This window comes from Bdellovibrio sp. 22V (assembly GCF_030169785.1).
In the GTDB taxonomy this organism is placed as follows: domain Bacteria; phylum Bdellovibrionota; class Bdellovibrionia; order Bdellovibrionales; family Bdellovibrionaceae; genus Bdellovibrio.
On the sequence record NZ_CP125854.1, the window covers coordinates 3,260,941 to 3,276,734 of the forward strand.

A 15,794-nucleotide genomic window follows, 5' to 3' on the forward strand; every position below is an offset into this window, starting at 1 on the left:
GCCAGCACAAAATCCGGCTCTTTATGAACGGTGAATTTGCCGTTTTCATCTTGAAACAAACCTTTTGCCGCGTTCATCGCAATCGTTTCGGTCGTTACAAGCTCGTTTGATCTTTTTTGCGCCTCATCGAGCAACGCAAATTCTTTTGCCGTAAAGCCCGCATCTTTCATCAATTGCGTCATAGAGATTTTTTTTCCATCTTCACGGGCGGCTTCGCCATTACGAACCGCGATGATGTGGAAGTATTCTTCCTCGTACTTTTTTTCTCCCGTCACAACGAATGTGCGCGCCGTGCGAGTCAAATTCGCAGAGTCATTGCGCAGATCTTGCGCTAATTTTAGAGAATACGATTTAGACTCGTGAGCGACATTCAGCACTTGTTGATAATAAAAAGCCGTACCGATACATACATAAAGAGCGAGGATGAGACCCGCAGAAAAGAAGTTAAAAAGCCGGACTTTGGAAAACACATTCATTGGATGCTCCTAGATATGAAGTATCCAACTCTTCGGAATACGAAGTTTTCACTAAAGTAATGAACACGAGTTTATTTATTAAATAAGTGGATTTTCGTCGGGAACGAAGTTCTGCCGAACCTGCGGCCAGAACCAATCAAGCTGGGGGTCCGAGGCAATAACGTCTTTGATAAGCACTTTGACATCAGCCATGCGACTCACTTCGCGACGCAACCAGATTTCGATCTCGTCGTAACCTGGACCAATGATGGTGATTTCGACGTGACTGAGGAAATGCAAAAGATGAAGGTTTTCTGTCGCCACTGACTTCCTTTCCACTTTGCCGCGAACGAAATTAAGGACTTCACGCTGGATATCGCCGAAACAACGATAATTGATACGACGAAGAATGAGATCCGCTCTGTGATCACGATTGATCCAACGCTGATGAAGTCCGCGTTGGACAAGATTAATAAGAAGTGTGCGCAATACAACAGGCACCTGACGAAATTCTTCGTCCGGTAACGACATCACCTGCATCAAATCTACGTAGCGCGCCTGCTCCTGGCCGCGACGAAGTGAGGTGAGTACTTCTGGAATCCGCAAAACTGATTCGCGAATACTCAGAAGATCAATTCCTGCTCCATCCGTGAAGTAGAGAATTCTCATTTTTATATCATGACCTATCCGCCTGAAATATGGATAGAAAATTACGCAATCAAGACCATGGTCCAGCTTGTATTTTTTGGTGCAGCCTCCTCGTCTTTTTGATAGGCTTAACTGAGGCCCAAGGACTAGGTGCCCAATAAAAGACAAAGGATTGTGCAGCTGTGATTTCACGTAACCCCAAAAATCAACGTCCCCCTTTTGAGAGATGGTATTCCTACGTCCTCTTTGTCTTTGTAGGTTATTGCATCGCGGACCTTGGTATTCTTGCTTATCGCGATCGCATGTTGCCGCAAGGTGCACCCGCAGCTCATCCCAAAGCTCCGCAATTTGATTCTAGTGTCAGTCGTGGCGCTTACAACGGCATCACAAGCCGCAATATCTTCGCTTCTTCCGGCGTCATTCCCGATGCTTTGGTTGATAAAACCACTGGCACTCCACAAAAAGAAGCCGATCCCGTTCCTTCACAATTGCCTTTGACATTGATTGGAACTTTGGTGCACTCGAATCCTGAAAAATCCATCGCAGCTATCGAAGTGCGTGGAAAAAATCAGGTGATTTCTTACAGCCCCGGCAAAGAAATCGAAGGCATGGCCAACATTATTCGTGTCGAACGCCAAAAAGTTGTTTTCCGCAATCTCAACTCGAACCGTCTTGAGTATATTGAGATGAAAAAAGATGGCGCGCGTGTGGCCTTTGGCGGCGCTGCGAGACCAGCCTCCGGCGGCGGAGAAGTCCAAAAAACCGGCGACAATAATTTCACTATTAAAAGAGCGGATCTTTTGAAATATACAAACGATCTTTCCAGCATCTTGATGCAAGCTCGCGCGGTTCCCAATCGCGAGCCCGGTACGGGAGCTATCAATGGCTTCCGTCTTTTAGACATGCAGCCTGGCAGTATTTACGAACAACTTGGTTTACAACGCATGGATGTTATTAAGTCCGTCGACGGAACTCCGGTCGACAGTCCCGCCAAAGCCATGGAGCTCTACAACACTCTCAAAAACTCACCAAAGGTGACTTTGCAGATTGAGCGCAACGGTAAAAACGAGACGATGACTTACAACATTCAGTAGGCCGCGAGGGGCCGTGAGGCCACAGAGTGGAGCGCCGACAGGCGCGGAACTGAAGTAGCAGCATAGATTTACAACTCCTCAAGGAGAGGAAAAGATGAAAAAAACCGTCAGCATAGGACTTGCTTCATTGATGACAGCTCAGCTTGTGGGAACCACAGCGAAAGCTCAGTTCGAGGACTTCCCTCCTCCACCTCCCCCTCCTGATTTTGGAGACGCCAGCCAATCTGAAAACATGGACTTCCCGCCACCTCCGCCAGCAAACTTTGGTGGCAACGCCGCTCCTTCCGCTCAAGGCGGCGGCACTCGTGGTAACAATACGGGCTCGGATGTTTTGACGAAGTCGGCAAAAGATAAATTTGCGAAAGCTCCGATTGAAGACATCAACAGTGCAAATTTCCCGGAAACGATTGAATCTTTCGACTTCCCGAATGTGGAGATCACAGATCTTATTAAAGCGATCGGCGAGTTGACAGGTAAGAACTTTATCATTGATCCGGGCGTACGCGGTAAGATCACAATCATCGCGCCAAGTAAAATCACAGTGGCGGAAGCCTACAAGGCTTTCTTGTCTGCTTTGGCGATCAATGGTTTCACGGTGGTTCCTTCCGGCAGTTTCTTGAAAGTGAAGTCCGCAAGAAACGCACAACGTGACAACATCGAGACATTCTCGGGTGCTTACTACCCGAACAGCGATCAGATGATCACACGTATCATCCACTTAAAACACATCTCTGCAGCGCAAGTGAACAGAGACCTTCGTATCCTGCCCTCTAAAGACGGTGAGATGAATATTTACGAGCCAACGAACTCGATCATCATCTCTGACTACGGTTCGAACATTGACCGCGTGATGAAAATCATCAGCCAGTTGGACGTTCCGGGATTTGAAGAACAACTTGAAGTTATTCCAATTAAGTATGCGAAAGCGAAAGATTTAGCCGACCTCGTTGATAAAATCGTGAACAAAGGCAGCAAATCCCAAGCAGGAGCTCCGGGCACTTTCACGGCGGGCGTGCCACGCTTCTCTCGTTCTGCGGGCGCAACATCACAACAAGGTGCGAGCTTCTTTATGGCCATTCCGGATGATCGCACGAACTCGATCATCGTGGTCGGCAATAAATCCGGCATTGTGCGTATCAAAAAATTGATCTCACAACTTGATTTCAAAATCCGCCCTGAAGAATCCGGCGGCGTTTACGTTTATAACGTTAAAAACAGCGATGCCGAGAAATTGGCGCAAACTCTTCAAGGTGTCACAAAAGATGCAACGCCAAAACCGCAAACCGGCGGAAGCCTTCTGTCCCCGATCGGCGCTGGCGGTCAAATGCAAGCTCCGCAAGAGATCTTTGGCGGCGATGTTAAGATCACGGCTGATAAAACAACAAACAGCCTTGTTATTACTGCCAGCAAACAAGACTATGAAGTGGTTCTGAATCTTCTGGCGAAGTTGGATGTGGCCCGCGACCAGGTATTTGTTGAAGCGATTATCATGGAGATGAGCGCGAACGACGGTAACACTTGGGGTGTCGGTTACTACCAATACTCTGACAGCGGTTACGGCAAAGTCGGTTTTAACGGCGGCCTGAATTTGAATGAAATGCTTTCGCCAACAGGCGGTACTGGTGCGGTGATCGGTTTCGGTTCTGGTAAAACAATTAAAGTCACAGACCCGGTAAGCAAAACAACTCTTGAGATCCCGAGCTTGATTGGTTTCATCAACTTCTTGAAAACGACGAAGAAAGCCAACATCCTTTCAACGCCGACATTGATGACATTGGACAACCAAGAGGGTGAAATCGAAGTGGGTGATAAAGTTGTCGTGGGTTCAAACTCAACGACGCCGACAAACGGCGCGACGGTGACAACGCCTGTGTTTGAAGATGCGACGATCAAATTGACTTTGAAACCGTTCATCTCCCCTGCGACAAACGCCATTCGCATGGAGATCAAACAACAAGTCTCTCAACTTTCCACAGCGAGTACTCCAAAAGCTTTCCAAGACTCTACTCAGCCTTTGGCAAAGCGTTCGATCAAAACCGTGATCAACGTTAATAACGGCGACACGGCGATCCTGGGGGGCTTGATGAAAGAACAAGATATCGAGTCTGTCGCGAAGGTGCCTCTTCTCGGCGACATCCCTATCTTGGGCTGGCTGTTTAAATCGCGCACGATCACAAAAGATAAAACAAACATGGTTGTGTTCTTGACGCCGAAAATTGTGAGAACTGTTTCAGATTCGAATGCGATTGTATCAAAAACACTGGACGATCGTTTGGAATTCATCAAATCTCAAGGTGGCGTTGATCCATTTGGCAAAAAAATGGATACCATTCAGCGAAAAGCCCAGGCTCCGGCTGGACCTGACGCGAATGACGTACCTGCAATTGAAGAGGAATAAGAAATATGGCCTCCGTGGATATTCAAACGATACTGAGCAAAGCAACTTCCCTGACACAGGACCAGATCCGTTCTGTGCTCAACAACCCTTCGGTGGTGAGACCCGTCACCGTGGGGGAAGCTTTGTCAGCGAAAGAATTTTCCACGGCGGATGAAGTGGTTGCCGATCTCTGCAAAGAACTGGGACTGGATTTTATCCGGGACATCCCCGTCAGCGATATCGCCGTCGACTTGATCCGCGATCTGCCAATCAACTATGCCAAACTTCATAACGTTCTTCCTTATAAAGATGAACAAGACACTTTGATTGCTTTGACAAGCAACCCGGTGAACTTGAAAGCATTAGATGATTTGAAAGTTCTTTTCGGTAAACGCGTTCGCCCTCTTGTGACGACGACAAGCCGTGTGCAGGATGCGATCAATAAAGTTTACGAAAAAAGCACCGCCAATCTTTCCGGCCTCGATGAAATCGACGAGGAAGATTACGATCTTGACGATCCTATCGTGGATCTTTTGGAGGCCGGCGAAGACGATGCTCCCGTCATTAAGATGGTGAATAGTCTTCTGTTCCGCGCGGTGAAAGAAAAAGCCTCTGATATTCACGTGGAACCGTATGAAAAAGACATGGTCGTTCGTTTCCGTACGGACGGTATTCTTTTCGACGTGTTTAAACCACCTAAAAAACTGCAAAACGCGATCACGTCCCGTATCAAAGTTATGGCGAACTTAAACATCGCCGAAAAACGTCTGCCGCAAGACGGTCGTATTCCTTTGAAGGTCGGCGGTAAGGACATTGATATTCGTCTTTCCTGCGTTCCTACGGCTTTCGGTGAACGCCTGGTGATGCGTATTCAAGACAGATCCAGTGTTGTGCGTGAATTGCAACAACTGGGTTTCTCGACTGAAAATCTGGAAAAACTGGATGACTTGATGGGACGATCTTACGGGATCTTCCTGGTCACCGGCCCCACGGGTTCCGGTAAGTCCACGACTCTTTACGGTGCTCTTTCAAAATTGAATAAACCTGACGTGAACATTCTGACGGTTGAAGATCCGGTGGAGCAACGTATCCACGGGATTGGTCAAGTGCAAGTGAACTCGAAGATCGGTTTGACCTTCGCGGCGGGATTAAGATCTTTCCTTCGTCAAGACCCTGACATCATCATGGTGGGGGAGATTCGTGACTTGGAAACAGCCGAACTTGCGATTCAAGCGTCACTGACAGGTCACTTGGTTCTTTCGACTCTGCATACGAATGACTCGGCCGGCGCTTTCCCGCGTTTGATTGATTTCGGGGTTGAGCCCTTCTTGATCGCAACATCGATCATGGGTGTCGTGGCGCAACGTCTTGTGCGTGTCCTCTGCCCGCACTGTAAAGCGCCCTACGAAGCTTCCGACTTTGAATTGCAACTTCTGGGTGTCACAAGAGAAGAAGCGAAGAACTCACACATCTGTCGCGCCATGGGTTGCAATCACTGTGGGCAAAAAGGATATTCCGGTCGTACGACGATCAGTGAATTGATGGTCGTCACTGACGATATCCGCTCTTTGATCATGCAAAGAAAAGATGGTAACACGATCAAGAAACAAGCTGTCGCCAACGGAATGAAAACTTTCCGTGATCATGGCGTACAAAAAGTTCTTGCTGGTATCACGACTATTGAAGAACTGACTTCGAATACGCAATTAGACATCTAGGGTAAAACAAAATGCCGATTTTTGAGTATAAAGGTCTTACGAGAGACGGAAAAAATGTCAAAGGCGTCGTGGATGCCGAGAATCTTCGCGCCGCTCGTGCCAAACTCAAAAAAGACAATGTCTTCGTCGTCGATATTCGCGATAAAAAAAAGGTGGACCCTAAGAAAAAACAGGGGCCGCGCGCGACAAAGAAAATCGCCGTTAAAGAACTTTCTTTGATGACCCGACAATTGGCGACTCTTGTAAAAGCCAATATCCCACTCGTGGATGCCCTTACTGCCGTTTCGGAACAAGTTGAAAATCCGACGCTCTCTGAGGCGATCGCCGATTGTAAGAACATGGTCAACGAGGGATCGCCTTTGCACAAAGCTTTGGCAAAGTACCCTAATATCTTTACGAATATTTATGTTTCAATGGTGGAAGCCGGTGAAATGTCAGGCAGCTTGGACGTGATATTGATGCGTCTTGCTGAGTTTACCGAAGCGCAGGCGGACTTGCGTGCGAAAGTAAGCAGTGCCATGACCTACCCGATCGTGATGTTGGTTGTGACATTGGCTCTTTTGGGATTCCTCTTTACTTACTTGATTCCAAAAATGGTTGTTGTCTTTGAGTCAGCGCCGAACTTGACGCTTCCTTGGTACACGAAAGCCCTTATTGATGCCAGTCAGTTCACGGTGAACTATTGGTACCTGATGATCGGAAGCGCATTGATTGTGTATTTGCTTTTCCGCAACTGGAAAAATTCTCCTTCCGGTCGTAATCAATGGGATGCTATCTCTTTGAAGCTTCCTATCGTGGGACCGACAGTGCAAATGGTTGCCGTCTCCCGTTTCACGCGCACTTTAGCAACGCTTTTAAATGGTGGTGTGCCGATGCTCGCGGCATTGGATATCGTTCGTAACGTCGTGAACAACCACGTGCTTGCTATTGCGATCGATGAAGCGCGCAGCAATATCTCTGAGGGGGAATCCATCGCGGGTCCTCTGAAAAAATCCGGTCAGTTCCCTCCTATCGTGATTCACATGGTCAACATTGGTGAAAAAACCGGCGAGCTCGAGAACATGCTCACTCAGGTCTCCGATGCATATGACTTCCAAGTGAAAACTAAATTAGACGGTCTTACGAGTTTGATGGGACCCGTTGTCATTGTCCTCATGGGTCTAGCCATTGGTATGATCGTGATGGCCGTGATGGTTCCAATGTTTGAAATGACCAACATCGCAGGTTAGTTTATTGCGCACTAGACTTAGACTTTACCGTCTAGGTCTGTTCTGTTAGGCTCATGGTCTGTTAACAAGGAGTAATTATGTCTCTTCTTAAGAACCGCAAGGGTATGACGTTGGTGGAAATCATGATCGTACTTGCGATCATCGGTGGTATTATGGCGCTTCTTCTCCCTAACATCACGGAGAACATGGACAGAGCGAAAGTTAAAGAAGCTCGTATCCAAATGTCTCAAATCGTCAACGCTCTTGGTATGTACTACACAGACTGCGGTAAATATCCTGAGTCTTTGGAAGGTCTTGCTAAAGCGGATCCAAGCTGTTCAAACTGGGGTCCTACTCCTTACTACTCTAAGAGCCTTAAAGATCCATTCAATAACGACCTCGTTTATGAAGTGGAAGGTTCCGAGTACACTTTGAAATCTTTGGGTAAAGATGGCCGTGAAGGCGGATCTGGCGCTGGCAAAGACATCACTTTAGAGGACATTCAATAGTTCTCATGTCACAAAAGGGGTTCACTCTCATTGAGATCATGATTGTGCTTGCCATTATGGGAGCTCTGATCGCAATAGGTGTGCCCCGCTTGATGAACAAAGAAGAGAACGTCAAAACCGTCGCACGACACCTCCTCGTTCTCAGCAAAGAAATTCGCAATAAAGCCCGCCTGACGAATTCAACTTATCGCCTCGTCATCGACATGGACCCGCAGGAACCCAAATACTGGGTTGAAAAAGCCAGTGGTCCGCAAAAAATCGATCCGGAACTTTATGAAAAAGAAAAAGAGGAAGAAAAAGGCGAAGATGCACCGCCTCCCCTTTTTCAGTTGGATAAATCGCTCACAAAAAAAGAAAAAGTTCTTCCCGGCAAACTGCGTTTTATCTCGGTGGAAACCGTGAATATGAAGGCGCCGATGACCGATGGAATTGCTTACATTCATTTCTTTCCAGAAGGTTTTGTTGAGGCCGCTGCTGTGCAGATTCAGATGGCAAATAATTCTATCTGGACCCTTGTTTTTAATCCTTTAACGGGTCAAGCTGATATCATAGAGAAAGCTCAATCGTTAAAGGACATCCAAAGGTGAGAAAAAACGGATTCACATTAGTAGAAACCATCATCGCGATGGTCATCCTCTCTACAGGACTTTTGCTGTTGTCAAATTCCTGGAGCGGAAGCTTTATGCGTGTTCGTAAGACGCAGCTTTCTACTGAAGTCGCCGCCCTCCTTGAACGCAAAATGATCGAAGTCGAAATGGAGTATCAAGGCAAACCTTTGGACTCCATCCCCGAAGAAAAGGAAGACGACTTCGGATCTGAATATCCGCAATACTCTTGGAAAATGACGTCCAAAGAATTTGAAGTTCCCGACATCTCCGCCACGTTAACGGCGCAAGCTGGTGGCGCGGATGAGTTGAGTTTGACGGTTATGAAAACTTTAACGGAGCACTTGGCGAAATCCGTGAAGGAAGTCAAAGTCACCGTGATCTGGAAAGGCGCTAAGAAACCATTAGAGTTTTCCGCGACTCAATACTTTGTCGACTACGACAAAGAAATTCAAATGCCTTCAATGCCGGGCATGGGAGGCATGTAATGCGTTCCTCCGTGCGTGGTTTCACGATGATTGAACTTCTGATCACGATTGCGATCTTGGGAACTTTGACGGTTCTTACTGCGCAGTCGATCAGTCAGGCGATCAAAGCGAAAGTGAAATTGCAGGATCAAATCGACGACGTTTCGCGCATGCGGGATGCCGTTCGTCTGATTCAAAGTGATATTCAGCTCGCATATCACTACCGTGATGTGGAGAAAGAGCTTCAGCAGATTATTAAAAAGAAAAATCAGCCCAACACGAATACCAATGGATCTCAACCCGGCGGTTTCGTTCCTCCCGGATCTATGCCCGGCGCTGTTCCCGACCCTGCGGAACAACAACGCGAAGTTCCCCGCCGCGATCCTGAAACTCATTTTGTCGGCAATGCTGAAAGCATGAATTTCGTGACGATGAACAATGCGCGCACCGTACGCAACGTGGCACAAGCAGATTTTGTCGAGATCGGATACTCTTTGCGGGACTGTAAAAATCTGCGCAACGATTCTGCGACATCGAAATGTTTGTGGCGCCGCTCAACACCTTACGTGGATTTGGATGTTACAAAAGGCGGTGATGAAGTCGTTCTTTTGGAAAACGTCTCTGAGTTTAAACTGAAATACATCGGAAAAGGCAAACAAGACTGGGTGACCGACTGGCGCACCGATGCTCAAGGCGATGGCGCGACGAAAGGAAAATTCCCTCAAGCGGTTGAAGTTTCCGTGACAGTAGAAAAGAAAGAGCAAGGGAAGAGCAAAAAATACTCTATGCAGGTTGTCGTTCCTGTGCACTTCCCGAACAATCCAGAGGAGGGTGCAAATGCGCAAGGCAATCAAAGCACTTGGCCGCGAACTCCGCCGCCCAATCAATAACAATCGCGGTATCGCCCTCATGGTGGCGACAGCCGCGATCATGCTGATTATGTATTTCGCGATGGAAGTCTCTTACGACTCGAACGTCGAATATTTGGTGAACTCTCAAGGTTTGAATCGTGTGAAGGCTTATTATGCCGCGAAATCCGGCATGCAGTTGAGCTTGCTGCGTATTAAAATTTATCAACAAGCACAAAGCAAGTTGGGATCGACTTTGGGGAACAGTCCCCTGCTCGATGAAATCTGGAAGTTCCCGTTTGCTTGGCCGTTGCCTATTCCTGACGAACTCAGTGCGATCGACAAAGACAACTTTCAAAAGGCCGTCAAAGATTCGACGATGGATGCAAGCTACATCATCACGATCGAAGATGAAGGCTCTAAGATCGACTTGAACGACTTGAACTCCCCTTCAAAAGTTTTGCGAGACGCCACAAAAAATCAGCTCTTAAATATTTTCATTCAGCAAATCAAAGACAATGAAGATTTCGCAAAGAAATATGCAAACGAGCGTTTCGAAGAACTTGTGAACTCGATCGCCGACTGGATGAGTGACAAAAGAACGTCTTTAAATGGCGGCGATAAAAGAGCGCGCTACAACGAGATGAATCAGTTGGCGCAAGTAGATTATTACCCACCGAACCGCAGCTTCCGCACTTTGGCGGAATTGCACATGGTTCCGGGTATGAATGATGATTTTTATGAACTGCTCGCCCCCCGCATCACGATTTACGGGATGAAGGGTATCAATCCTAACTTGGCTTCCAAAGACGTCTTGAAGTCTTTAGATCCCGCGATGACGGATGAAGCTGTCAGTGAAATTATCAAACGCCGTGAAGATCAGAACGAAGGCGGTCCGTTTAAGTGTGATGCGAATGGCGGCAGCCAGGATTTCTGGAATTTTGTTACCAGTCGTGGTGTGCGTCTGCAAGGCGACCCGAACTTGATTCCGATGGTTTGTGATACCGTGATGAGTTTTAAAATTCGCAGCACCGGCGAATTTGCAGGTGCCGTTCGCGAGATCACGGCGATCGTTGTCGACCTCAACAAAATGGCAACGAAGGTCAAAGACTACGTCGACAAAGAAAAGAAAGCTGAAGGCGGCGGCGGTGAAAGCACCGGCACCGGAACTGGAACTGGTGGCAACGCCGGTTCAGGAACAGGCGGCTCCGGCACCACAGCGAAAGATCCCATTCCGAAGGGCCCACCCCGCGTCGTTTATTGGAACGAGCGATAATTCTTTTATTGCGATTTGCGAGACCGAACTTCAACGGCGGCAAGACTAAAGCCTGGATAAGACAATAAAACTTCCGCCCGTTTTTTTCCAATTCCCCAAAACATTTCCAACATTTAAAGCTATACACACACCCTCCTCCTCGCATAAACTTAAGTCTGAACTTGTTCACGGAGGAACGGGCTCTCATGAAATCACTCGGCATAGACATTGGTTCTAGCAGCATTAAACTTGTTGAAGTGCAGTCCACTTCCAAAGGCTTTCAGGTCACTCAATTCGTTGAGCATCCCCTGAACGTCGCCCCTGGACACGATCAAGAGCTTGAGATCATCGAGTTCTTACGCGACTTCACAAGTCACTATGATCCCAACCAAACACGTTTCATCATGGGTCTTCGTCAAGACCGCGTGGCGATTCGCAATAAGTTCTTCCCGTTCAACGATCGTATTAAAATTGCAAAGTCTCTCGCGTTTGAACTTGAAGAAGACATTCCTTTTTCCTCTGACAACGCGATCTTCGATGCGAAAATCATTCGCACCGTGGGAAGCGGCGCTGAAGTTCTTGCATGTGCGGCTCCGAAAGTGCATTTACAAAACGCCATTCAAAGAGCCAACGATGCCGGCATGGATCCTTTCTTGATTTCGACAGAAGGCACGGCCTTCGCGAACGTCTTTGAAAAATGGAATGAGGCTCCTCCGGCGATGTTGCCACCGGCGATTGCGCTGAACGACGAAGAAAATAAACCGGTCCGTCACGTGCAATTGATCTTGAACATGGGACACACGCGCACGCTAGTCACGGCGTTTGAAGGCAACTCCCTGATCGCGGTTCGCTCCGTTTTGTGGGGCGGAAAAAATATCGCCGATGCGATTGCCAAAAAATATGAAATTCCGTTCCTTGAAGCGATGAAAGAGCTGCAAACGAAAGCTTTCATTCTGACGAATAAACAAGGCGCTACTTTCGATCAAGTGACGTTCTCAGATACGATTGCGAAAGCTGTGCGCGAAATGGCGCGCGATCTGCAACTTTCGATCTTGGAACTTAAGAGTGAGTTTAATGCGCAGATCAACACGATCTCTATAACCGGCGGGGTTTCGCAGATTCAAAATCTGGGACCTTTCCTGACGCAAATTCTGGAAGTTCCCGTAAACCGCGTTTCTACTTTAGACTTAATTCCGAACGTGATGTTTGAAAGATCCGCGCAGAATGGCGCCAAAGCCGGAGTGGCTTTGGGCCTTGCCATTGAAGGTTTCAAAAAACCGCGCAACCCTCCGATCAATTTCTTGCGGGGTGAATTTGCGAAAGAAAATCACCAAGCGAAAATGTTCTGGGAAAAATGGGGTCATACGATCAAGGTGGGCGCGGCAGCGCTTCTGATCCTTTTCGTTTATACAACCCTTCGCCAAAGCTTTTCTTTATCCTTGGCGGATCGCACACAAGAAGTCCTTAAAGACCAGGCGAAATCCGTCGCGGGCCTTAAAGGAAAGAACGCTTCTGAAAGCGGCATTCGTAAATACATTCGTGACAATAAAAAACGAGCTGCGGATTTAAAAACTTTGGCAAGTGTGGCAAACATGAACTCTGCGCTTGATATCGTCAAAAAGATTTCGGAAGCGGCTCCTGGCAAAGCAACGATCACATTGGATGTACACCAGTTGCAAGTGCAAGACGCACAAGTGGTGATGCAAGGCTACGTGAATACAGCGCGAGAGCTCAGCATTCTGCAACAGTCTTTGACAAACGTGGCTGCTGACGGACAAGTGCGAGCCCAAAGATCCACTTTGAATCCACTGCCCGGCCGAACAGCTTTCTCTTTTAGTTTTAATGTCGATCGCGGTATCCAGAAGGTGACAAGATGAATTTAGACGATTTAAAGGATAAATTTATTAGTGATGCCCGTGTTACATGGGAGAGAGTGCAAGAAAGCGGCGCTTACAATCAATTGCGCGATCGCTACGAAAACATGTCCCCACCGATGCAAAAGGTCACGGTGGTGGGTGTCGTAGCTCTTATCGGTTTTATGATTTTGAGTATTCCTTACGGGCGCTACAATCAATCCAAAGAGTACGTGGATGAATTTGAAAGCAAACGTATGACGATCCGTGAGTTGCTTAAAGTCACTCGCGAGTCTTCGGACGTGCCGCAAATTCCGCAAGCTCCGCCTATTGACTCCGTTCGCGCCAATATTGAAAGCCAAATCAAGGCGGCGAATCTTTTGCCAGAACAGGTGAAAGGCACGGAAGTTATACAAAACGATTCGAAATTGGTGCCGCAGAATTTAACCGAAGGCGCCGTGCAAGTCAGTCTTGCGAAGCTCAATATTCGCCAGGCTCTGGACATGGGTTATCAATTTCAAAGCATTAATCCGAGTTTGAAACTGAAAGACATCATCATGACGGCGAATAGTGAAGATGCCCGCTATTATGACGTCACTTACAAATTAGTTGCTTTGGCTGTTCCTGCTCCACCAGAAATTCCGGCGGCAGAGCCTCCTTCTCGCGGCAAAAGAAATCGTAACAATAGCGAGGAGTAGACATGGAACAACTTCGTCAGCTCATCAAATTGATTCGTGAAAGCAAAGGGAAAATCTTCATCATGGTGGTTTCCGCTTTGGTCTTTTTATTCCTGCTCTTCCCGTTTGATGACATGAGTGACTTGATTTCTTCACAAGTTTCCAAACTTTCCAACAACACGGTGTACGTGCAGTTTGAGCGTTTGAAAATGAGTCTTTTCCCGCAGCCCGGTGTAAAAATGGATCAAGTTTATATTGAATCTATTCGTACGCCGGCCTTGTCAGCGCAAGAACTTGTCATCACTCCGTCTGTGACCGGCTTGATTCAACAAAAACCTTATGGCCATGTCTCTGCAAAGGGATTACTGAAGGGAGATGTTGACGTTCAAGTGGGTAAAGGCACGCGCACGGAAAATGGCGTTGAACGCCATCGCATTGAAGTCAGCGCGAAACAAGTGTCCTTGCATGACTTGCGTGAGCTTGCCAATCTCCCTGTCCTTCTTAAAGGACAAATGAATTTGGAGACAACAGCTTTAGCGGATTTGACGTTTCAGGAACAACCGGATGTCGATGTGAACATGACGATTTCGAAGTTTGAATTACCGCCTTCGAACGTCAATACGCCGATGGGTCCGTTGACTCTGCCCGATTTAAAACTGAGCACCGTCGAACTTAAAGGCCGCCTTTCCGCAGGACGCTTTATTATTGAGACCGGCACGATCGGCAAACCGGGTGACGAGCTTTACGGCACGATCAAAGGCAATATCGGTTTGAATATCGTGAATCGCGGTGGCTCTTTTGGCCAACAAATCGGTGCTTATAATTTTGAGATCGATTTGAAGACGAAAAAGAGTTTCCAAGATCGCGCCGCTTTGTTTTTGACGTTCATCGACGGCTATAAAACGCCGACGTCGGAAGGCGCTCAGTACAAATTTAAGGTCTCTGCGACCAATCCAATGATGCCGCCCAGCATAGGTGCCGTGCGTTAGTGTCCGATTTTGGACGTTCAAACAGACCCCTCGTATATTTAAACTGACGAGGGGCTCTGCCTAAATATTGCTCAGCTTTTCCTGCAATAAAAAAAGAGCCTGAAGTCTTATTGACTTCACTCTCATTCTGACAAAAAACGAATTGTTTTAATTGGAGGGAAAATGTCTGGAGTAAATAAAGTCATCCTAGTAGGCCGCTTGGGCGCTGATCCTGAAGTCAAAGCGATTGGCAGCGGCAGCACCGTAGCACGCTTGAACATCGCTACAAGCGAAACTTGGGTGAAAGACGGTCAAAGACAAGAACGCACTGAATGGCACCGTGTAACTGTATGGGGCAAACTTGCAGAAATCTGCGGTAAGCATCTTGCTAAGGGCCGTCAAGTTTATGTCGAAGGTAAACTTCAAACTCGTCAATGGGAAGATCAACAAGGTCAAAAACGTTATACGACAGAGATCGTAGCTAGCACGGTTCAATTCTTGGGTGCTGCTGGTGGCGAAAGATCTGCAGGTGGCGCTTCTACAAGCGGCGGCGGAGACGATTTCGGCTTCAACGATTTCGGTCCAGAACCAAGCTTCGATTCCAACGACGAAATTCCGTTCTAATTCGTTCGATTTCGGCCCGTTCTCAACAGCCGACTAAAGCCCCGATAAACATTCGGGGCTTTTTATTTTGTCCTGAGTTACCTATAATATAAGGGTTATGAAGTCGTTTTTACTTTCTAGCCTTAGCTTCATATTTTTAAGCGGTTGTACTATCTACCGCTCTGAAGGACGTAAACAATTCGAGTCCGAGGCGCCGAGTAAAATTTCCGCGTCTTCTTTTCAACTTAAAAGCTGCAAAAAAGAAAACCGTCTTGAATCATGGTTTAACGAAGAGTTTCCCGCACACAATTATGAATTGGTCGTTGCGGAAAACGATTTAGAAATCTGGCGCACCCATCGCGGCCGTACTGTCGAAGTTAAAGCCATTCAGCGAGCTGACAATGCCACACACTCTTGCATCTATGAATTTGCCGACGACGTCACGTGGAACTTGTACAAACAAGATTTCATCCGTGAACTTGAAAACAACGTGATGACCCTTGAATAAA

15 protein-coding genes are annotated in these 15,794 nt (G+C 47.4%); 14 read left to right on the forward strand and 1 reads right to left on the reverse strand.

Annotated elements, in window-relative coordinates; translation table 11 throughout:
• Positions 1 to 554: 554 nt before the first annotated feature.
• Positions 555 to 1,124, reverse strand: coding sequence for a hypothetical protein (locus QJS83_RS15795; RefSeq protein ID WP_284606299.1), 570 nt, complete (start codon positions 1,122 to 1,124; stop codon positions 555 to 557).
• A gap of 161 nt (positions 1,125 to 1,285) precedes the next feature.
• Between QJS83_RS15795 and gspC the strand changes: the two genes are divergently transcribed.
• From gspC to QJS83_RS15865, 14 genes are all read left to right on the forward strand, one after another.
• On the forward strand, positions 1,286 to 2,197 hold the full coding sequence (gene gspC / locus QJS83_RS15800) for a type II secretion system protein GspC (protein WP_284606300.1): 912 nt from the start codon (positions 1,286 to 1,288) through the stop codon (positions 2,195 to 2,197).
• Positions 2,198 to 2,291: 94 nt separating this feature from the next.
• A complete protein-coding gene (gene gspD / locus QJS83_RS15805) occupies positions 2,292 to 4,595 on the forward strand; it encodes a type II secretion system secretin GspD (protein WP_284606301.1) in 2,304 nt (767 codons plus the stop codon).
• 5 nt (positions 4,596 to 4,600) lie between these two features.
• Positions 4,601 to 6,292 (forward strand): type II secretion system ATPase GspE, encoded by a 1,692-nt coding sequence (gene gspE / locus QJS83_RS15810; RefSeq protein ID WP_284606302.1) that lies wholly within the window; start codon positions 4,601 to 4,603, stop codon positions 6,290 to 6,292.
• Between the two features lie 11 nt (positions 6,293 to 6,303).
• Positions 6,304 to 7,521, forward strand: a complete 1,218-nt coding sequence (gspF, locus tag QJS83_RS15815; protein ID WP_284606303.1) for a type II secretion system inner membrane protein GspF — start codon at positions 6,304 to 6,306, stop codon at positions 7,519 to 7,521.
• Positions 7,522 to 7,598: 77 nt separating this feature from the next.
• A complete protein-coding gene (gspG, locus tag QJS83_RS15820; protein WP_284606304.1) occupies positions 7,599 to 8,009 on the forward strand; it encodes a type II secretion system major pseudopilin GspG in 411 nt (136 codons plus the stop codon).
• A 5-nt stretch (positions 8,010 to 8,014) separates the two neighbouring features.
• A complete protein-coding gene (locus QJS83_RS15825; RefSeq protein WP_284606305.1) occupies positions 8,015 to 8,596 on the forward strand; it encodes a pilus assembly FimT family protein in 582 nt (193 codons plus the stop codon).
• Positions 8,593 to 9,102: a type II secretion system protein gene (locus QJS83_RS15830; protein WP_284606306.1), complete on the forward strand. Its 510-nt coding sequence runs from the start codon at positions 8,593 to 8,595 to the stop codon at positions 9,100 to 9,102. Before QJS83_RS15825 ends, QJS83_RS15830 begins: the two co-directional genes overlap by 4 nt.
• Positions 9,102 to 9,971, forward strand: a complete 870-nt coding sequence (locus tag QJS83_RS15835; protein ID WP_284606307.1) for a type II secretion system protein GspJ — start codon at positions 9,102 to 9,104, stop codon at positions 9,969 to 9,971. Before QJS83_RS15830 ends, QJS83_RS15835 begins: the two co-directional genes overlap by 1 nt.
• The gene (locus tag QJS83_RS15840; protein ID WP_284606308.1) at positions 9,919 to 11,205 is read left to right on the forward strand and encodes a type II secretion system minor pseudopilin; all 1,287 of its coding nucleotides are present in this window, start codon (positions 9,919 to 9,921) and stop codon (positions 11,203 to 11,205) included. The genes QJS83_RS15835 and QJS83_RS15840 overlap by 53 nt, the downstream gene beginning before the upstream one ends.
• 185 nt (positions 11,206 to 11,390) lie before the next feature.
• Positions 11,391 to 13,061 carry a pilus assembly protein PilM gene (gene pilM / locus QJS83_RS15845; RefSeq protein WP_284606309.1) on the forward strand — a complete coding sequence of 557 codons (1,671 nt, stop codon included), beginning with the start codon at positions 11,391 to 11,393 and terminating at the stop codon, positions 13,059 to 13,061.
• Positions 13,058 to 13,735 (forward strand): hypothetical protein, encoded by a 678-nt coding sequence (locus tag QJS83_RS15850; RefSeq protein ID WP_284606310.1) that lies wholly within the window; start codon positions 13,058 to 13,060, stop codon positions 13,733 to 13,735. The genes pilM and QJS83_RS15850 overlap by 4 nt, the downstream gene beginning before the upstream one ends.
• 2 nt (positions 13,736 to 13,737) lie before the next feature.
• Positions 13,738 to 14,703: a type II secretion system protein GspN gene (gspN, locus tag QJS83_RS15855; RefSeq protein WP_284606311.1), complete on the forward strand. Its 966-nt coding sequence runs from the start codon at positions 13,738 to 13,740 to the stop codon at positions 14,701 to 14,703.
• Between the two features lie 162 nt (positions 14,704 to 14,865).
• Positions 14,866 to 15,306, forward strand: coding sequence for a single-stranded DNA-binding protein (locus tag QJS83_RS15860; RefSeq protein WP_284606312.1), 441 nt, complete (start codon positions 14,866 to 14,868; stop codon positions 15,304 to 15,306).
• Between the two features lie 97 nt (positions 15,307 to 15,403).
• Positions 15,404 to 15,793: a hypothetical protein gene (locus QJS83_RS15865; protein ID WP_284606313.1), complete on the forward strand. Its 390-nt coding sequence runs from the start codon at positions 15,404 to 15,406 to the stop codon at positions 15,791 to 15,793.
• Position 15,794: the final 1 nt, after the last annotated feature.